The following is a 20,475-nucleotide window of genomic DNA, read 5'->3' as shown; positions in this document are numbered from 1 at the left end:
TTTATTATTCAATAAGTTTTATTATATCAGAGTAATTTTTTTGCTTTGCATAAAATAATGCATTATTTCCATGTTTATTTAATACAGATTTATCAGCATTAGCTTCTACTAAGAGTTTTACAACCTGAATATGTCCTTCCATGCATGCTAATATTAATGCAGTATTTCCTACATCATCTTGAATATTGATATTAATATTTTTTTGAAGTATATCTTTTATTACATCTTCATCACCGAATACAGCAGCATCCAAAAAAGTTTCTTCATCCTGAGTTAGGGCATATATAGTATTTAAAGGCGTTAATATTAATGATATTATAATTAATGGTATTAATAATTTTTTTATCATTAAGAATCTCCTTTAACTTTTAATATTTAAAAGTTAATAAAATAAAACGATCCTTAAATATTGAGATTTAAGAATCGTTTATAAAAGATGTGGAGGTTATGGGGATCGAACCCACGACCTACTGCGTGCAAGGCAGTCGCTCTCCCAAGCTGAGCTAAACCCCCGTATTGATTTTTAAGACCTGAGCGTGTGGGCCTGGGAGGAATTGAACCACCGACCTTTCGATTATCAGTCGAACGCTCTAGCCATCTGAGCTACAGGCCCTTTTAATCATCAACGATATGAACTAGAATATAACATACTATAAAAAAAATATCAAGTATTTTTTTATTAAAAACAATATTTTTTATAATTTTTATTTTTATGAAATATTGTAAAAAATAGATTTCTGCTGTATTATTAAAAGCTGTTAATGGGATAATGTAATATGATAAATAACAATGATAAAAGCTTCTTCAAAAAAGATAAAAATGGACATATACTCAATCATAATAAAATATTAATAAATGGTGGTGAAATACTATTAGTATTAGCCGTATCATCAGGTTTTTTTTACTTTTGCTATTTAATAAAGAATGTTATTAATCCTATTATATTATTTATCATTTTGACAGCTGCAATAATTCCATTTTGGAAATATATATGGGCTAAGACAATGATATGCTTAATATCTTTTTTGTTTATGCTTTGGATAATAAAAGAGGCTGGATATTTAGTTGCTCCATTTTTATGGGGTATGTTCTTAGCATATATGTTTGATCCTCTAATTACAAAAATGGAAAAAAAGATACCTAGAATAATAGGGGTTTTATTAATATTCATACCATTAGTAATATTTGCTATAATATTTTTTATGTTTATTCTGCCTAGAACTATTGAAGAGATGGATATTATATTAAGAAATTTACCTCAGTATGTTGATAAAATATATAATTCTATTTCTTCATTGCTGATATATTTATCTGAAAGATTGAATAGAACCGTAGGAAAAAGTTTTGATATAGACATGGCAATAGATGCTGACTCTATAAAAGACTTCTTATTTGGAAGCAACGGCATGCTAACTTTGATATATAAAAGAGTTACAGATTTAAGATTTCAAAATATAAACAGCATCACAAAAATATTCAGTATAATATTTTCATATTTTGTTATACTTCCATTTGTTACCTTTTATTTGATGCTTGATTTTCAGAATATAAAATCTAAAATCATTAGGCTTCTTCCTATGAGATGGCAGACATCAATAAGCAATATAATAATTAAATCAAATGATATAATTAACAGCTATATAAGAGGCATGACAATACTTGCTGTATCATTTTTTATAATAAGCTATATATTATTGTCCATAACATCAACAAAATATGCTTTTATGCTGGCATTACTTAGAGGACTTTTAAACTATATACCTTTTATAGGACCTTTCATAGCATTTTTGGCTGCGGTATTCGTAGGTATTATAACAGAACCTATATGGTGGCATGGAGCATTAAAGATGGGAATAATATATGGAGTTATACAAATACTTGATTCAGGATTAATGGCTCCTAAAATATTAGGAAAATCTGTTCAGATACATCCTATAGCAGTAATGTTCAGTACTATTATAGGGGGAGTATTATTCGGACTTCTTGGAGTATTATTTGCAGTTCCATTCTGCGGTATAATACTTATTATATCCAGAAACTTTTTCTATAAATATTATAATTCTAAATTCTACACTTTAATTAAAAAAGGACAATAGAAATGCTATTTTATTTAGTTCCAATATTTATAATCTTACCGTTATTTTTAATGGGTATTATGATATTACTGCCTACATCAATAGGCAAAAGAATGCCGCCTGCTTTTTCTAAAGAGAAAACTGAAATATTAGATATACAAAGAAATGAATTATACAGCCTTCTTAAAGATTATGATAATTATCCTATATGGCTTAAATATATATCTATAGTTAATACTCAAAGATTGGATGGAAATAAATTAAAAGTAATGCAGACTTATACTAACAGAAGGACATATCAGGAATTCGTAGAGGTTAGAAGCATTGAAAACAGCGAAATATCAATAGTAAAAATGGAAAATGAATTTACTGTTTTATGGACTTATGTATTAGAAGATGCTGATGATAATAGAACTAAAATGACTATAAAAGAAACTTTATATGTTTATCATCCTTATTTGAGATTTATGCTAAAATACGTTCTAATAGATGAAAACGGCAAATCTGATTTTTTTAGAAACATAAGAAAATTTATTAGAAACAGTAAAAAATAGAAAAATTATTTTTTATTCTTTTCGCCCCAAATACATATAGCATCTAATATAGGTATAAGAGATTTACCTCGTTTAGATAAGCTGTATTCCACTTTTGGAGGTATTTGAGGATACTCTTTTCTTGATATTAAATCATCTTTTTCTAATTCTTTTAGAGATAAGCTCAATGTTTTATGAGATATATTGGATATTATTCTTTTTAGTTCATTATATCTTACAACTTTAAGCTCTGATAATATATATAATATAATCATTTTATACTTTCCAGATATTAATGACATTGTATAAGCAAATCCTGTATCTTCCATATATTTTTCTTTTAATTTGTTTTTTTCCATATTTAATACTCCTGATACTTTACTTATAGTAAGTATATAACTTTTCTGTTCGTACTTGTTATTAATAATATATAATACTATAATAATTATATCAATAGAAATAAGGAGTATATAATGAAAAAAATATTAATATTAAATGGAAGCCCTAGAGTTAATGGAAATACTTCTGCTTTAATAGGAGAATTCAGCAAAGGTTTAAAATACAGCGGACACGATGTAGTTAGATTTGATTTAGATAAAATGAATATACATTGCTGCAAAGGCTGTTTGAAAGGAGGAAAGGATAAGGAAAGTCCATGTACCCAAAAAGATGATATGTTAAAAATATATCCGTATTATAAAGAAGCAGATATACTAGTATTGGCTTCTCCTATGTATTATTGGTCTTTCAGTGCCCAATTAAAAATGGCTATAGACAGATTATTTGCTGTAACAGAGATAGATCCTCATTATAATACGCCGTATAAAGAATGTTTTATGTTAATGGCAGCAGAGGGAAATGATGAAAATAATTCTAAGCCTGTCATAGAATATTATAAATATTTATTAAATTATCTTGGATGGAAAGATTTAGGGTATTTGATAGCAGGAGGTGTTTTTAGAATTGGAGATATTAATGGTAAAATTGAGTTAAACAAGGCATTTGAAATGGGCAAGCTAATAATATAATATTTACATTAATTTTTTTTAATATATAATATATCCTCAATAATTAGATTTTTTATAAGGAAAATTTTAATATGCTTAATTTTGAACCTATATCATTAGATAAACAGCAATTATATAATAAATATTTTTCTATAACTCCAGAGCAGTCAGCCGATTATACATTTATGAACTTATTTGGACTTAAAGATACATATATGCTTGAATGGGCTTTTACTGAAAAATTAGTATGGATAAGGCAAAAATCTCCATATACAATTTATTGGGCACCAGTTGGAGATTGGTTTGATACTAATTTTTGTGATGAAATGAGTCCATGTGAAATTTCAGGAGAAAGTATAATAAGAATTCCTAAAGAGCTTGCATTATTTTGGGAAAAAACCACAAAAATAAAAGTAAAAGAATCAAGAGATGAGTGGGAATATATATATGACTTTAATGAACTTAAAACATTACCGGGTAAAAAATTTCATAATAAGAAAAACTTATACAATCAATTTATGAAAAATGATTTTGAATATAAGCCTATAGACAGCTCAATGGTAGATAAAATTTTTGATTTTGAAAGCAAATGGGAAATAGATGAACTTAATAGCAATACAAATACAGAATCAAATGATGATAATACTGAATCATGCGAGGCTTTTGAAAAGGGAAAATTATTATCTCATGAGGTTAGGGCAGAAGCTGATGTAACTATGATAAAAACATTATTAGATAATTGGGACAGCATTAATAATATAGTTGGAGGTGTTATTTATATAAATAAAAAAATAGCAGCATATACTATAGCTGATTTGAGCATGAGAGATACTATAGTTGTTCATTCAGAAAGAGGGGATAGGGATTATAAAGGAAGCTATCAGGCTATTAATAGATTATTTTTAGAAAATTTGCCTGATAGTGATAATAGATTTAAATTTGTAAACAGAGAACAGGATGTAGGAGATTTAGGACTTAGAAAAGCTAAAATGTCATATAATCCAGTAGGATATATTGAAAAGTATCAGGGTTTCTGCACTGATTTTTAGTAAATATTTAAGGAGCTGTATTTTATAATGCATCTCCTTATTTTTTATAGTTTATCTTTATTAATTTCAAATCTGCAGATATCATAAACAGAGATGGAAGAAGTATTAAAGTTAAAAGAGCAGCAAATAAAAGCCCATAAGCCATAGACATAACCATAGGTACTATCAAATCAGCACGTCCTCCTATACCATAAACAGTTGGAAGAAGTCCGAATATTGTAGTTACAGTTGTGAGAAATATTGCTCTGAATCTGTCGCCTGCACCTTCCACAACGGCATTTAATACATCTTGTTTATCATGTATATTGCCTCCTTCAAGTATTCTGTTTATTAAGTCAACCATTATAATACCATTATTTACAACAACACCAGCAAGTCCCACTATACCAACAGCACCAACAAATGACATAGGCATTCTATGAGCTGCAAACCCAAGTATAACGCCGATTATTCCAAAAGGTATTATACCCAAAATCATGAAAGGCTGAACAAATTTATTGAATTGAAGAAGAAGTATTACATATATTGCAATTATAGCAATAACATATCCCCAAGCAATACCGATTATAGAGCCTCTTGTTTCTTTTACCTCTCCTGCAAACTCCACGCTTATATTAGGATAATCTTTTGATATAGAATTAAAATAGTCTTGCATTGCATAGGTTACTTGTATAGCAGTATTTTTACCCTGTTCAATATCAGCAGTCATAGTGATAGATTTTTTTCCATTATAGTGTCTTATGCTTGACTGATTGTTTGTAATGTATATATCTGCTATATCTTTTAATTGTATAAGTCTGTAATAGGTATTTGGTATTAAAAGATTATTAAGTACATTAGTATCATAAGTATATTGCTTATCCAGTCTTACTCTAAAGTCTAATTTATTTTCAAACTGCTGTATTGAAGTAGCTACTATTCCAGCATAAGCTGCTCTAAGTTCTCTTGCTGCATAAGCAACATTAACTCCTAGTTCAGACATTCTGTCATAATCAAATATTACTCTTAATTCTTCCTGTCCTATTTTATCATCATCATCATAATTAACTACTCCGTCCAAACTCAAAAGATGTTCTTTCATTTTATCTTTTACTTCTTTAACCATAAGAGTATCATTACCTATTATTTTTATATCAACTGCTTTACCGGGATTTATTGGAAGCTTGGTATTAACTGTTATAAGTTCTAATTCATCTTTTATTCCGCTTTTTTCTATAGCAAGATTTAAATCATCAACTATATCATAAGCTATTTTTTTTCTGTTATTGGCTGGAACTAAATATATCATAGTGCCTGCAATATTGTCCATCTCTTCTGATACTTCTACAGTGTTCTTATCTAATTGTTTTCCAAGTAAACTATAAACTGCTATTATATCATTTGTATTTATAGTTTCATAAATAATATTTTCTACTTTCTGAAGATATTTTTCTGTCTTGTATATAGAGCTTCCAACACCTGTATCTATATTAATGACTATAACATCTGCACTTGTATCATAAACTAAAGTAAACTTTGCAAATATTGATTTAGCTATTAAAAGAGTGATAAAAAGTGTAACTATAAAAAATATAAGAACAATATATCTAAACTTTAATGTAAATCTTAAAAACTTAACAAAAGGGATTTTTAATTTATCAAATAATTTATCTTTATCAAAATCAAGAGGATTTTTGAAATTAAATCTTTTTCTTTTATGTTCTCCCGTAAGTTCTTCTTTAGTGATTAAGTTATTAGGAAGAAGCAAAACAGCCTGAAATATACTTACTACTAATGCCACAATAACAACTCTAGGATACTGATTGATTAATCTTCCCATAGTACCAGTAACAAATATTATAGGAGCAAATGATGCAACTGTTGTAAGAGTAGAAACAAGCATAGGCATAAATACTTCTCCTACTGCATTTTTTGTAGCTTCAAGCCCTTTTATACCTCTTTGATGATAATTAAAAATATTTTCTGAAACTACTATGGAATTGTCCACTATCATACCAAGTACGGTTATGATTCCACCAAGAGATATTATATTAAAAGTAATTCCAGAATATGTCATATAAATAAGAGAAACAGATATAACTATAAGCATTCCAAGAGAAGTAAATATTGCACTCTTAAAATCCAAAAATATAATAAGTATTATAAATATGATGATAAAACCTGTTATAATATTTGAAGAAACTGCATTAAGCAAATCTGTAATAGTTCTTGAGTTATCAGCCATAGGAACTATTTCTATATTGCTTGGAATAGTAGATTTATTTTTTTCAAAATATTTATTAACATTATCAATAGTTTTTAATATGTCAGCATCTTCTTTTTTTATTATGTTTATAGAGTATCCATGCTTGCTATTAACTCTCATATACACACTTTTATCAACGAATAATTCTTCAACTCTTGCAATATCTCCAATTCTTACGGGCTTTCCATTAAATATAGAACGCACTATAACATTTGTAATTGATAATGGGTCTTGAAATTGTCCTGTTGTAACTAGAAGTTTATTTTTATCTTCCAAATCATCGCTTTCCAAAGGCTTCATACTTCCGCTTGTAGAGCGTATATTTCTCAAAGATAATGCCTGTATGATTTCTGTTAATGAAGTGTAGTATTCTCTTAATTTGTAAGGGTCTGCTAGTATTTGTATTTCTGGGTCTGTTCTTCCATATACTTCTACATTTGCAACTCCGTCTACATATTTTAATTCTTTTTCAAATCTTTTGGATATATCATAAAGTTCTTTTTCACTTCCTTCCTGTCCTTCTTTAAATCTTATACCTAAATTGTATATAGGCATTCTGTTGGCATTGGCTTCAAAAATTTTTATTTCTGAAACATCTTTTGATACATTAGGAGCATTCTGAAGTCTTCTAAATATTTCATCTTTTACAGGTCTTGAATCTTTGAGATTCATATCTATTCTTATGGTGAGTATTCCTGCATTTTCTATTATTATAGAATAAAACTCATCAATTCCTGCTATAGTTTGAAGCTCATCTTCTATTGGTATCATAGCATATTGTTCAACATCTTCAGGAGAGGCACCCGGATATATAACCTGCACTATCATAACGTCAAAGTTTGTAGATGGGAATGCTTCTTTTTTTATATTAAGATAAGAGTATATTCCAACTGCTAAAGTTATCAAAATTATTACATTAACTAATAATCTGTTTTTTGCAAATAGTTCTATAATTTTATTCATATATTATTTTCCAATTATTTAAATAATAACTAATTAATAATTTACTAATTACTAAGAAGCACCAGTGAATTATAATCCATAACAGTGCTTATTATCATATATTCAAGATTTAGAAGTTCTGCTCTTGCCTGTGCTAAATCAAGCCTAGCATTTATTATCTCATCTATAGGAAGGCGTCCTTGTCTGAATTTAGCATTTTGAGTATTTATTCTTGACACTATAGCATTAACTTCCAATTTTTTATTTTCAAGCATTTTTTTATACGCCTCAAACTCATCATAATAAGTACCTATCTGCACATCAAAATCCCTATTAACTCTGTCAAAGTCAGCAGTAACAGCATTCAAAGCCGCATAAGCATCTTCCATTTTGGCTTTGGCATCTCGTCCTCCTATAGGATAAGAAAACATAAGCCCTACAAAATAATCAACATTTGTCATAGTAGAAAAAGATTTAAAATATCCGCTGTCATCCAAACTTGATAATGATACGCTTCCTACTATTGATAAATCAGGCAATGCATTATTTTTCATTATTGATAGTGCATATTCGCTTCTTAATTTTAACTGATAAGCCATTTGTCCCTGAGCACTTTCTAAAAACGGCACTATATCAACTTTTGCATTAATAGAAGTTTCAAGCGTCTGAGTCCAATCGTCTTCATTTGGTATAATATTTTCTTCTGGTATGAAAAACTTTATATTTCTTATAATTTTTTTGAGCATTAATTCTGATTTATCTTTTGCTTCTATATATTTTAAAGTTTGTCTTCTTGCATTCTGATAAGAGTCATTATCTATAACTCCGCTTGAATATCTCTTATAAACCTGATTTTCAAAACTTCTGGCTTCTCTAATCATAGCATCATACAGAGCTATTAATTTTCTTGACATTATCCATTGATAATATATTTTCTGATAAGAAGTTAATACGCTGTTGTCATCTATCATTCTTTTTAATTTTGCTATTGTAAGCTGATATTCTGCATCTTTAATAGGGTATCTGTCTAATTTACCAAAAAAATCTCTTAATATTGGCTGAGCAATTTGTATTTTAACGCTTGGATAATAATATTTAAAATCATTTGTACCCAAATTAGGAATTCTGCCGCTTACTGTTCCAAGAGCTGTATCTACAGGCAATACAATATCTCCAGTTTTAAAATCTCCAAAGAAACTGTCATGTTTAATTTCTACGGACCATCTAGTTCCAGAGTAGGGTATAAGTCCGCTGAAACCTGCACCTATTCTAAAACCATTATAATAAAAGTCTGATGTAGGTATAAAACTGTATTCGTCAAAATGAGCCTGCTTTCCTATAGCTCCTGCCTGCAAATCAAACTTTACATCTCCGGAGCTTTTTGCTTTTGTTAAATTATTATATGCATTGCTCTCCTGCGAGGCTGTTAATTTCATCTCTGGTATTAGTACTTTTATCCTTTCCATATATTGTGTATACGGAAGAACCATAGTGTTTGTATTTTGTGCAAAAATAATAAAATTAAAAATAACTGAATGTATAAAAATAATATATATCAATTTCCTTAACACTTTCTAACACCTGCCAAAAATATTGTATATATTCTATTATTTTTATACTTTATATTCAAGTACAACAAAATTACTATTGTATTATAAACTACATTTTTTTATTTTTGTTAATTATTTTTTATGGTAAATTTACAATATGGATAATTGCTGCATCCGTAAAACTCTCCATATTTTCCTTCTCTTAATATTAATTTTCCTTTGCATCTTGGACATATTCCGCTTCTTATTTCTTCTTTAGTATTCTTTATATTTTCTATATGTTCTGAATTAGAAATATTTTTATTACTTGAAATTAACTTATTATAAATATAATCCATATCCTCAGAAGTATAATTAGTTCCGTCATTAAAATTATTTAGATATGTTTTTAAATCTATCAAATTTATAACATTATTAATATTTATATTATCAGCATTATTTTGTGTAAATACGATTAATGAATTTATATTATATTTATTTTCTAATATTTTTTTTAAATGGAATATATGAGATTTATTTTGTTTTATTGGATTATAAAAATAATTCTTTTTTCCTCTTCTTAAACACTGAGTCCATTTATTATTATTTTCACTTCCAAATATTAATCCGCTATAGTTTTTAGTTTCTATACAAAATATACCATTTGATCTTATCTCTATATGATCTATTTGATGGCTTTTTCCATTTTCATCAACTATTACTAAATTATTTATTTGCTTATGTTCTGTTTTACCAAAAAAATATGGATTTAAAGCATTATCTACTTCTAGTTCTCCAATTTTTCCTTTAAGAGAATCACCATAAAATATATTTCCAAGAATTTTATGTATTATATAATTAAATAAGCCCATATTTATAAACCTTATAATAAAATATAAAACTATAATTATTATAAATAATAACAGTTATTTAACAACAATTAAATATATTTTTATTAAAAAAAATTTAATATTTAAATATTAAATTTTTTTGACAGATTTTATTTTTATTGTAATATTATTTTTGAATAACTTATCTTATTTATAAAATATGAAAATATTTACAGTAGTTTGCTTAATATATAAATGATTTTACAATTTAGCATTTATATAAATTTTTATTATAATATTATAGTCTTGCATATATTAGCCTTTATATGCAAGGCTATTTTTTAGTTTTAATATAACATATATACTATCAATCAGCAAAGCAAATAATATAAATATTAAACAAAATAACTGAAAATTATTAAATATATTGAAAGTAATAAAATTGTCTGATTCTAATTTTGTTAATGTATTTATAAAATTATTATTAATTACATTGTATGATAATAGCCATAATGATGAAACAATAGCAGATACTATATCAATACTAATAAAAAATGTATATGTCTTTTTATTATAAGCATTTGAAAACATTTTTATAATTTCTCTTGATATAAGCATTAAAATAAATATTAAAGGAAATAAAAAAGTATCTTTTATAATATCTGTATTAAAGAATGCCAAATACTCATTATCTATTTTTATTGAAAATAAATTTGGAGATAATAATAAAAGTAATAAAAATATAATTGCTGCTGATATTTTAATAATTGAAGTATTGAAATTTATTTTTTTATTAGGAGGTTTTTGAAGATTATCAAAATCTATTATAAAGCTAGAAATATCTATCTTATTTGAAATTAATACAAATATTAATGTTACAAATGAAAATGCTAATAATAATGCAGTAAAAATATTGCTTGCTATATTAATCAAATTTAAAACTTCATTATTTATAAATATATTAATTATTGATGAAGCTACTATTCCAAGCAATGTAGAAGATAAAACAATTTTTAGTATAAGTTTATAATAAATATAGTAAGGATATCCTATTAAACATTTATTGTAATCAGTATTATATTTGTAGGCAAGTTCATAAGGATTTCCGATTTCCATTAAAATATTTTTTATATCATTTAGTTTATACTCTGAGTTTGAAAATCTTTCTTTTATTATATCATCAATAAGAGTTCTTATTTCATTTGAAACATCTTCTTTTATTTTATCGGGCATTGATTTTGTAACGGTATAAATATATCTTTCAATAATATCTTCTACTTTTTTATTTTCTTTATTTTCAATCATATAAACTCCTATTATTAAAAAATTATTCATCTATTATTTTATTAACATTATATGAAAATTCTTTCCAATTATGAACAGCCTTTTTGAAAACTTCTTTTCCGTCTTTTGTTATAGAATAATATTTTCTTGGCTTATCTTCTTTGGTATTCCATTCACTTTTTAAAATACCCTGATTTTCTAATCTTCTTAAAAGAGGGTATAAAGTATTTGCTTCAACAGTGATGCCGTTTTCTTTTAATTTAGTAATTAAATTGTATCCGTATTCTTCTTTTTTTAATTGACTTAGAACTGCTATTATCAATGTTCCTCGTCTTAGTTCCTGCATCAAATTTAATACTATATCATCATGATTCAACATTAAATCCTTTATATATTGTATTATACTATGTAATACACAATATATCAATATATTAAATAAATTTTATTTAATAACTTTATTTTTATTCTAATATATGGCATACTTTATAAATGAGAAAAGAAAAAAAGATTAAAAAAGATTTAAGAATATTAAAAACTCAAAAACTTTTGAAAGAATCATTGCTTGAACTTCTAAAAAGTAATTCATTAAAAGATATAAGCGTAACAGAAATATGCGAACATGCATTAGTAAACAGAGTTACATTTTATGATCATTTTAATAATAAAGAGGATCTTTTAAACTCTATTATAGAAGATATAAAAGAAGATATCATAAAAGAATTAAGAAAAGATAATTCTATATATGATTTTAAAAAAAACTATAGAAAAATATTAGAAAAAGTTATTAATTATTTTGATGACAATAAGCAGTATTTTAATGTATCTCTAATAGATTATAACAACACATTATTATTTGTTTCATCATTATATAAAATATTTACTGAATATTTAGATGAAACAATAAAAAGTGATGATATTCAAAATGCTAAAATAATGTCTCAATTTTTTTCAGGAGCATTAGTATCTGTTATATTCTGCTGGGTAAAAGATGACAATAAAATAAAAAAAGAAGATTTGCTTAATAATATATGCATTTTACTTGAAAAATCTTTTAAATAAAAATGCAATAAGTTTACATAATATTTTTTTATAATTATATATTGATAATAATTATTTTTTATATATACTAATAGATACTGTATTATAAAATGAAGTAGGGCTGAGTATGGCAAATGTAGGTATTATAGGGGCAGGCGGTTGGGGACTTGCTCTTGCAAATATTTTTTCTGAAAAACATAATATTAAAGTATGGGTTCATAGTGAAGAAAGCTATAAATTATTAAGTATAACTCATAGAAATGATAATTATCTTAAAAATATAGAATTAAATAAAAATATAAACTTCACAATGGATATCGGAGAAGCTGTTAATGATAATGAAATAATCATAATAGTAACTCCCTCATTTGCTTTTTCTCAGGCATGTGAAAATATAGAACCATATATAAGCAATGATCAAATATTAGTATCTGCAACTAAAGGACTTGATAGAAAAACTGGGAAAACTATGAGCGAAGTTGCTAGAAGTATAATATCAGGAGATTTATCAATACTTACACTTTCTGGTCCTTCGCATGCTGAAGAAGTTGCCAAAGGAGTACCTACTGCTGTAGTTATTGGCGGAGAGAAGGGAGTTTCTGAATATGTAAGAGATACTTTAACTGTTCCGCCTAAATTTAGGATATATAATTCTACAGATCAGAAAGGTGTTGAAATAGGGGGGGCGTTAAAAAATATTATAGCAATTGCAGGCGGTATAGTAGACGGACTTCATCTTGGGGATAATACAAAGGCTGCTCTTATAACAAGAGGACTGCATGAAATAGTGAGATTTGCATTAAGCAAAGGTGCTAGAATAGATACTATGTACGGACTTTCTGGAATAGGAGATTTAATAGTAACTTGTTCAAGCGGACTTAGTAGAAATAACAGGCTTGGACGTGAACTTGCTAAAGGAAAAAAATATGAACAGGTAATAGCAGAAAATCATGGACAGGTTGCTGAAGGTGTTTATGCTACAACGGCAGCTTATGAATATGCTAAAAAAAATAATATTTATATGCCTATTACAGAAGCAATATATAATATACTATTTAATAATGCCAATATACAGAGTACTTTAACTGAACTCATGAGCAAAGATGCTAAAAGTGAAGGATTTTTCTAAAAATTAAATTTTTGTCATATCCAAAACCTGCTGAACAACTCCCTCTAATACTATAGAGGCTTTTGCATTACTCATATCTTTAAACTCTACTATAACATGTGTAACATTATCTATATCTAATATAAATTTTTTATTTTCTGATTCAGGATCTCCTACTTTAACTATACCTTTATAAACCATCCATCCTCTCAATACCACATCAGCATATCCGTTTTCTTTTAAATCTATATTAAATGTAAAATATGGACTTTTACTCATATAGAATCCGCTTCTATCTTTTAATTTTATTGTTTTTACATACGAAATATTTTCTTTATTATGATATTCTACTAATGATACAGCTTGAGTATTAGTACTTTTACATGAAATAAAAGTGATAGTAATAAAAAATACGATAACTCCTAAAAATTTCATACCTCTATAATATATTATTTTTTTAACAAATTCAATATTTTTTTATACTTGAAAGAATATAATATTTATTATATTATATATCTACTTAATATTAAAATTTAAATATATAAGGATATTTATTGAATGAATAAAAAATTAGATGAAAATAGAATAAAAGAAGGTGTAGGAGGTCAGGCTGTTATAGAAGGTATAATGCTTAGAAACAGAAGTCATTATGTTGTTGCTGTTAGAAAACCTGATAAGCAGATTGATTTTATAAAGCAAAGCATACCTGAAAATAAAAATAAATTAAGTAAAATGCCTTTTTTCAGAGGTGTTGTTAATTTTATAGATATGATGAAATTAGGATATAAAACTTTAGTATTTTCTGCCAATACTGCAGGAATTGAAGAAGAAAATAAAAAGTACAATAAAAACGATAATAACAAATCAGAAAAAAATGATAATATAGCAATGACTTTAAGTATGCTTGTATCTTTGGCTTTTGCTGTAGGACTTTTTATAGCGTTGCCTTATTTTATTACAACTCTTATCGGAATAAATGAAAAAGAACATTTTGTCATTTTTAATTTGGCAAGGGGGGCAATCAAATTAGCCATATTTGTTATATATTTATTAGTAATATCATTTTTTAAGGATATAAAAAGAGTATTTGAATATCATGGTGCAGAACACATGGTTGTTAATGCTTATGAACATGGACTTAATCCTGATACTGGAAATATAAGAGAATACACTACAATACATCCTAGATGCGGAACTACATTTATGTTCTTAGTATTGACTGTATCTATTTTATTGTATATGTTTACAAGCTATTTTGTTTATACATATATATATGCTTCTTATACTCCTCCCAAATTAATAGGAAATTTAACTGTGCTTGCTATTAATATAATACTGCTTCCTATTGTTTCTGGTATATCTTATGAGATACTAAAATTGGGATTCAAATTTTATAATTTTCCTCTCATGAGGCTTGCAATATTACCGGGTTTATTGCTGCAGAAAATAACTACAAGAAGACCTCAGGATGATGAAATAGAAGTTGCTTTATTTGCATTAAGCAAACTTTTGGATAATTCTGTGGAAAATAGAACAGAAGAAGATGTACAAAACGATATAAAAAAATCTGAATGACAATCTAATTTAGAAGAAAAGTTATGCGTATAAAAAAACGTCTTATAGCAAAAGATGATTATTATGAATATTCTTCCAGTTATATAAAAAAATATATTCTAATAATATCTGTGATTTTGTTTATTGCAATATCAATATTCATTTTTATATATGTTAACTATAATGTTATGCCAAATAAATCATACAGCAGGAATGATCTGCCCATATTGGATAATACTGTAACATCTATTACAAATGCTAAAGGAATATATTATACTGGTAATTTTTCTGAGGTACCAAAATCTATACAGATAAATAAAAATATGGTAGAAAATTTGTATTTATATTTGTTTCATGATAATCATATAATATTTTGGAAGTTATATAAATACGGACTTAAAAGATATTTTTCATACAATGCCTTTAATATATTAGACGGAGATTCTCAGAATTTTATAATAAAAGAAGATGAAAAAGATTTTTTAGATTTTTATGATAATTTTATACGCTCTCAATTTAAGAAAAGTATAGGAGAATTAAATTTAGAAATACCAAATTTCTATAATACAAAAATATCTTTAAAATCATCAATAAGTAATTTAATAGACACAGAATTTTCATTTAAATTCACAAACTTCAGTGCTTCTATGGTAAATTGGGCAAGAAACAGAGCATTATATACCTCATTTTATTATGGAGCACCAGCAGGTTATTTAGTTGTTCCAGGAAGTGAAAATGTTATTACTGATACCAGTTCTGTTTTGGCAATTAATACAGCAGGAAGAATTCCGTCAAAATATACACATAATGTTATAGCAGCTTTAGTATATACTTCATATACAACAGAGCCTATAGCAGTATTTATTTATGATGCTAAGCCAGAATCTCAAAATTCTAAAATGATAAAATTTTTATATAAAGGCAAATGGTATATATATAATAATTTTGAATCGCATGAATATAAAGATGTTATAGATTATTATTCTAAAGAAAATGGATTTAGCTTTGTATTTAATGCTGCTGGAAAATATTTATATGATTCATTTGGAACTTTAAAGAAAATGGATGTTGAAATAGTAAATGGAATATTAGACGGATATTTTACAATAAATGATGAGCAATTTAAAATTAACGGAAATGCTGTTAAAGAATTTGTACACAGTGTATTTTAGGAGGTTAATAATATGCCTGAAAAGAAAAAATTTGAAAGATTATTTGAACTATACACTTCTCTTATATTGGATGGTTTTATTCCAAAAAACAAAGTTATGAACTCATCCGACATGTCCACAAGAACATCTCAAAGAGATATTGAAGATATACAGAAATATCTAAAAATAGATTTAGTTTCAGAAAAAGATAAATATCTTCTAAAAAAAGAAGATTTAAAAAGGCTTAAAAAAGGTGTTAATTTAGATAATAAAGATTTGAAAGAGAATGTTGATAAATTATTTTCTGTATTTATAAAGAAAATAAGCAGTAATTTATCATTGATACCCAATTCTACAGTATCAAAAATCCTTCCTCAAAATATTGATAATGAATATTATGATGTTATTATAATAGCAAATAATGAAATAAATAATATATCTATAGATAATGATGTTATTGATAAATTAATTTGCTATGTAAAAGATTTAAATGATATAAGTTTTGATTATTATCTTCAAAGAGGAGATATTGTTTATAAAGTTAATGCTGCTGCATATTTAATATACTATTTTCAAGGTATATGGTATTTAGTTGCAAATGACAATAAGCATAATAAAATTAAAACATATATAATAAATAATATATCCAATATTGAGGTTCATAAACCATTAAAATTTCACTCTCAAAAGGAAAAAGAAGAGTATGATAATCAATATAAAATAAGATCTGAAAAAAGAGAGAAATTAATTAAACATTTAGAAAGTAAAAGAAGTATATATTGGAATGATGATGAGATTATAAAAACTTTAGTTGAATTTAATTCCAATGTTGCACATTATTTCAAGAGCAGGGATTATGGATTTAATCAAAAAATAAAAAAAGAATTAGATGATGGATCTATATTAATTAATTTTGATTTTTCATCTTTTACAGAACTTAGAATATTTTTAAGTCCATGGCTTGGACATTTTAAGATTATATCTCCTAAAGAATTTCACATAGAATTTGTGGAATATCTTAATAATGCGTTATCTATTATGAATGAAAAATAATAGGCATAAATATCAAAAATATTCATGCCTATTAATATAATTTTTATGAAAGACTGTAAAGCATATCCCCATAAGTAGGCAGTTTCCAATATTTCTTAGATACAGTTTTCTCTAATTCATCTATTGTAACTCTCATATCTTCTAAACATTCAAATATTTTATCCCTATAGAATTTTGCTAATTTTGATATATCATTTATTTTTTTAGCTTCAGCAATATATACTTCCAATTTATTTAATTTATAATCTAATAATTTTATTAACTCATTAAGTTTATTTATTAAATCTTTTTCAACATCAAATTTAAGTTTTAAATTTCTCTTTTTATCAGCAATATCAGCTAATTCTCCAGTATATTCTATAGAATAGGGTAGTATCTGCTTATGAACCATATCCATTAATGTAAGAGCTTCTATATTAATTACTTTAACATATTCTTCCATACCTATTTCATATCTTGAGCGAATTTCAGCTTCAGTTAATACTTTATGCTTAGTTAGAAGGTCTATATTTTTTTTAGTTATAAAATGAGGTAATGCTTCAGGTGTAGTTTTTAAATTGAATAATCCTCTTTTAGAAGCTTCTTTAATCCATTCTTCAGAATAATTATTTCCATTATAAATTATTCTCTTATGTTTTTTTATTGTATCTACAATCAGATTATTTACATCTTTTTCAAAATCTGAAGATTTTTCAAGTATATCTGCAAATTGAGATAAAGCCTCAGCTACTATTGTATTCATTATTATATTAGGACCTGAAACAGAAAGACTTGAGCCAACCATTCTAAACTCAAATTTATTTCCAGTAAATGCCAAAGGTGAAGTCCTGTTTCTATCTGTTGTATCCTTAGTTAATCTTGCCAGAGAATTAACACCCATTTCCATTTCAACTTTTTCTTTTCCTTTATATTTTTTAGAATTTTCCATAGATTCTAATATCTCAGTCAATTCATCTCCAAGAAACATGGATATAATAGCAGGAGGAGCTTCAGCGGCACCAAGCCTATGATCATTGCTTGCACTTGCAGTTGTTATTCTAAGTAAATCCTGATACTCATCAACCGCCTTAATAATAGCTGATAAGAATAATAAAAACTGTTTATTTTTAGAAGGATTATCAGTAGGATCCAATAAATTAATTCCTGTATCGGTTGCTATAGACCAATTATTATGTTTTCCGCTTCCATTAACTCCCGCAAATGGTTTTTCATGCAGTATACATGCTAAGTTATGTTTTTCAGCTATTACTTTCATAAGCTCCATAGTAATTTGATTCTGATCTGTAGCCATATTAGTAATAGTGAATTCAGGAGCTAATTCATACTGACCTGGAGCAACTTCATTATGCTCTGTTTTAGCAACTATTCCTAATTTCCAAAGTTCATTATCAAGTTCTTTCATAAATGCCAATACTCTTGGTTTTATTGCTCCAAAATAATGATCCTCTAATTCCTGACCTTTAGGAGGACAAGCTCCAAATAATGTTCTTTTACAATATCTTAAATCAGGTCGCTGTAAATATAATTCTCTATCTATTAAAAAATATTCCTGCTCAGCTCCTACAGTAGTAAATACCCTATTAACATCATTATGTCCAAATAGTTTTAATATCCTTAAAGCTTCTTTTTCTATAACCTGCATAGATCTAAGAAGCGGTGTTTTTTTATCTAATGATTCGCCGCTGTAAGCACAGAAAGCACTAGGTATACATAAAGTATCATCTTTTATGAATGCATAAGAAGTAGGGTCCCAAGCAGTATATCCTCTAGCTTCAAATGTAGCCCTAAGACCTCCTGAAGGAAAACTTGAAGCATCAGGCTCTCCCTGCACCAATTCTTTACCTGTAAATTCCATACGTATGGAACCATCATCAGTTTGAGTTATAAAGCTAGTGTGTTTTTCTGCTGTTATCCCAGTCATAGGCTGAAACCAATGTGTAAAATGTGTAGCTCCCTTTTCTATAGCCCATTCTTTCATAGCATGAGCAACAACATTGGCAACTTCCAAATTCAAACGCTCTCCATTTTTTATGGTTTTTATCAATTTTTTATAAATGTCTTTAGGAAGTTTATCCTTCATAACATTATCATTAAAAACCATACTACCAAAAATTTCTGGTATTTTTTTCATTTTAGTATTTTCTCCTAAAAAAATTTATATTATAAATTTTTTCTATTATATCATTACTTAAAATTAATGCAATATTACTATCAATAGTTATTTAAAAAATTAATAAAAAAGAGATTTTTTTAAATATTTTTATGAATAAAGTCTTTTATTTCATACAATGCTTTTAGAATTTCTTTTCTATGAAGATTATTTCTAGTTGAAAATAAAACTTTTATATCATTAATTTCAGATAATGACATATAATCATCGCTTGCTATTACTTCATATATATAATCTATAGCATCAATTATTCCTTCATCATAATCTTTAAATTTAAAATACTCATCAGGTAAATTCCAAATAAGTGCCTCAACAATATTTGGAGAAAGCTCATTTATAGATTTAATTTCAGATGAAAAATTAGAAAATATATATTTAAATATTTTTACTAAATTAATAAAATTTTTTCCGCAGTCATGTTCTTTCTTATCAAAATTCTTATTATCTAATTTAGGATAATCCATATAATTAACAGCATCAACAGATGTAATAAGCACACCTTCAACATTGTTTTCTTCAATAATTCTAAAACATGGAAATAATGCAATCTTTTCATTATCATAATCAAGAATTAATGAATTTGTTATTTCTATAATTTTATCAGAATAATTATTATTTTTCTTAATGAGTTCAAGTATTGAATTTTTAAATTTTCTAGTATCTGTTCCATTGGAAGGATCATCCAAAATTATATAAATATTTAAATATTCCATATAGCTTATATTAGTACCGTTTCTTTTGGCACCAGTTGCAATTAAAGAAATATTATTGAAAGATTTATGTGAGGATATTAATTTTGATACTGCTTCAAGCTGTTTATCTATTTTATAAGCAGGGTAGATGGCAGTACCACCCACCCATTTATTTATATATTGATATAAATCTATATTTGAATAATCCATTTTTT

19 protein-coding genes and 2 tRNA genes are annotated in these 20,475 nt (G+C 26.3%); 9 read left to right on the top strand and 12 right to left on the bottom strand.

Features of this window, described 5'->3' with window-relative positions; translation table 11 throughout:
* Nucleotides 1-4 precede the first annotated feature (4 nt).
* From Q0J69_RS06055 to Q0J69_RS06045, 3 genes are all read right to left on the bottom strand, one after another.
* A complete protein-coding gene (locus Q0J69_RS06055) occupies nt 5-349 on the bottom strand; it encodes an ankyrin repeat domain-containing protein (protein ID WP_297205111.1) in 345 nt (114 codons plus the stop codon).
* Between the two features lie 90 nt (nt 350-439).
* A tRNA-Ala gene (locus Q0J69_RS06050) sits at nt 440-513 on the bottom strand.
* A gap of 26 nt (nt 514-539) precedes the next feature.
* A tRNA-Ile gene (locus Q0J69_RS06045) sits at nt 540-613 on the bottom strand.
* Between the two features lie 163 nt (nt 614-776).
* Here Q0J69_RS06045 and Q0J69_RS06040 point away from each other — a divergent pair.
* Nucleotides 777-2,096: an AI-2E family transporter gene (locus Q0J69_RS06040; protein ID WP_297205110.1), complete on the top strand. Its 1,320-nt coding sequence runs from the start codon at nt 777-779 to the stop codon at nt 2,094-2,096.
* Nucleotides 2,097-2,098: 2 nt separating this feature from the next.
* Complete coding sequence (locus Q0J69_RS06035; protein WP_297205108.1) at nt 2,099-2,629, top strand: SRPBCC family protein; 531 nt, start codon at nt 2,099-2,101, stop codon at nt 2,627-2,629.
* 5 nt (nt 2,630-2,634) lie between these two features.
* Here the strand turns inward: Q0J69_RS06035 and Q0J69_RS06030 are convergent, their stop codons facing one another.
* On the bottom strand, nt 2,635-2,967 hold the full coding sequence (locus tag Q0J69_RS06030; RefSeq protein WP_297205106.1) for a helix-turn-helix domain-containing protein: 333 nt from the start codon (nt 2,965-2,967) through the stop codon (nt 2,635-2,637).
* 114 nt (nt 2,968-3,081) lie between these two features.
* Here Q0J69_RS06030 and Q0J69_RS06025 point away from each other — a divergent pair, with 114 nt between their 5' ends.
* Both Q0J69_RS06025 and Q0J69_RS06020 read left to right on the top strand, forming a co-directional pair.
* Nucleotides 3,082-3,636, top strand: a complete 555-nt coding sequence (locus Q0J69_RS06025) for a flavodoxin family protein (RefSeq protein WP_297205104.1) — start codon at nt 3,082-3,084, stop codon at nt 3,634-3,636.
* A gap of 71 nt (nt 3,637-3,707) precedes the next feature.
* A complete protein-coding gene (locus Q0J69_RS06020; RefSeq protein ID WP_297205102.1) occupies nt 3,708-4,664 on the top strand; it encodes a phosphatidylglycerol lysyltransferase domain-containing protein in 957 nt (318 codons plus the stop codon).
* A 37-nt stretch (nt 4,665-4,701) separates the two neighbouring features.
* Here Q0J69_RS06020 and Q0J69_RS06015 read toward each other — a convergent pair whose 3' ends face one another.
* The 5 genes from Q0J69_RS06015 to Q0J69_RS05995 form a co-directional block, all read right to left on the bottom strand.
* The gene (locus tag Q0J69_RS06015) at nt 4,702-7,872 is read right to left on the bottom strand and encodes an efflux RND transporter permease subunit (RefSeq protein WP_297205100.1); all 3,171 of its coding nucleotides are present in this window, start codon (nt 7,870-7,872) and stop codon (nt 4,702-4,704) included.
* Nucleotides 7,873-7,916: 44 nt separating this feature from the next.
* Nucleotides 7,917-9,422 carry a TolC family protein gene (locus Q0J69_RS06010; protein ID WP_297205098.1) on the bottom strand — a complete coding sequence of 502 codons (1,506 nt, stop codon included), beginning with the start codon at nt 9,420-9,422 and terminating at the stop codon, nt 7,917-7,919.
* Nucleotides 9,423-9,529: 107 nt separating this feature from the next.
* Nucleotides 9,530-10,252: an NERD domain-containing protein gene (locus Q0J69_RS06005; protein ID WP_297205097.1), complete on the bottom strand. Its 723-nt coding sequence runs from the start codon at nt 10,250-10,252 to the stop codon at nt 9,530-9,532.
* A 273-nt stretch (nt 10,253-10,525) separates the two neighbouring features.
* Nucleotides 10,526-11,515: a hypothetical protein gene (locus Q0J69_RS06000; RefSeq protein WP_297205095.1), complete on the bottom strand. Its 990-nt coding sequence runs from the start codon at nt 11,513-11,515 to the stop codon at nt 10,526-10,528.
* 22 nt (nt 11,516-11,537) lie between these two features.
* The gene (locus Q0J69_RS05995; RefSeq protein WP_297205093.1) at nt 11,538-11,873 is read right to left on the bottom strand and encodes a helix-turn-helix transcriptional regulator; all 336 of its coding nucleotides are present in this window, start codon (nt 11,871-11,873) and stop codon (nt 11,538-11,540) included.
* Nucleotides 11,874-11,983: 110 nt separating this feature from the next.
* On the opposite strand from Q0J69_RS05995, the gene Q0J69_RS05990 reads away from it, so the two are divergent.
* Together Q0J69_RS05990 and Q0J69_RS05985 are read left to right on the top strand one after the other, a co-directional pair.
* Nucleotides 11,984-12,553, top strand: coding sequence for a TetR/AcrR family transcriptional regulator (locus Q0J69_RS05990; RefSeq protein ID WP_297205091.1), 570 nt, complete (start codon nt 11,984-11,986; stop codon nt 12,551-12,553).
* A 106-nt stretch (nt 12,554-12,659) separates the two neighbouring features.
* Nucleotides 12,660-13,661 carry an NAD(P)H-dependent glycerol-3-phosphate dehydrogenase gene (locus Q0J69_RS05985; RefSeq protein ID WP_297205090.1) on the top strand — a complete coding sequence of 334 codons (1,002 nt, stop codon included), beginning with the start codon at nt 12,660-12,662 and terminating at the stop codon, nt 13,659-13,661.
* Between the two features lie 3 nt (nt 13,662-13,664).
* Here the strand turns inward: Q0J69_RS05985 and Q0J69_RS05980 are convergent, their stop codons facing one another.
* Nucleotides 13,665-14,075, bottom strand: a complete 411-nt coding sequence (locus Q0J69_RS05980) for a hypothetical protein (RefSeq protein ID WP_297205088.1) — start codon at nt 14,073-14,075, stop codon at nt 13,665-13,667.
* Between the two features lie 123 nt (nt 14,076-14,198).
* Between Q0J69_RS05980 and Q0J69_RS05975 the strand changes: the two genes are divergently transcribed.
* Genes Q0J69_RS05975 through Q0J69_RS05965 form a run of 3 tightly spaced genes read left to right on the top strand, consistent with a single transcriptional unit; the run spans nt 14,199 to nt 17,398 of the window.
* Nucleotides 14,199-15,215 carry a DUF1385 domain-containing protein gene (locus tag Q0J69_RS05975; RefSeq protein ID WP_297205087.1) on the top strand — a complete coding sequence of 339 codons (1,017 nt, stop codon included), beginning with the start codon at nt 14,199-14,201 and terminating at the stop codon, nt 15,213-15,215.
* Nucleotides 15,216-15,238: 23 nt separating this feature from the next.
* Nucleotides 15,239-16,366 carry a hypothetical protein gene (locus tag Q0J69_RS05970; RefSeq protein ID WP_297205086.1) on the top strand — a complete coding sequence of 376 codons (1,128 nt, stop codon included), beginning with the start codon at nt 15,239-15,241 and terminating at the stop codon, nt 16,364-16,366.
* 12 nt (nt 16,367-16,378) lie between these two features.
* Complete coding sequence (locus Q0J69_RS05965; protein WP_297205085.1) at nt 16,379-17,398, top strand: WYL domain-containing protein; 1,020 nt, start codon at nt 16,379-16,381, stop codon at nt 17,396-17,398.
* A gap of 43 nt (nt 17,399-17,441) precedes the next feature.
* On the opposite strand, the gene Q0J69_RS05960 is transcribed toward Q0J69_RS05965, so the two are convergent.
* Nucleotides 17,442-19,529 carry a glutamine synthetase III gene (locus Q0J69_RS05960; RefSeq protein WP_297205084.1) on the bottom strand — a complete coding sequence of 696 codons (2,088 nt, stop codon included), beginning with the start codon at nt 19,527-19,529 and terminating at the stop codon, nt 17,442-17,444.
* A gap of 119 nt (nt 19,530-19,648) precedes the next feature.
* A complete protein-coding gene (locus Q0J69_RS05955) occupies nt 19,649-20,470 on the bottom strand; it encodes a hypothetical protein (RefSeq protein WP_297205082.1) in 822 nt (273 codons plus the stop codon).
* Between the last annotated feature and the right edge of the window lie 5 nt (nt 20,471-20,475).

It is taken from the genome of uncultured Brachyspira sp. (assembly GCF_944388875.1).
In the GTDB taxonomy this organism is placed as follows: Bacteria; Spirochaetota; Brachyspiria; order Brachyspirales; family Brachyspiraceae; genus Brachyspira.
The sequence above is the reverse complement of the archived record's forward strand: the minus strand, read 5'-3'. Positions and strand labels throughout refer to the sequence as shown.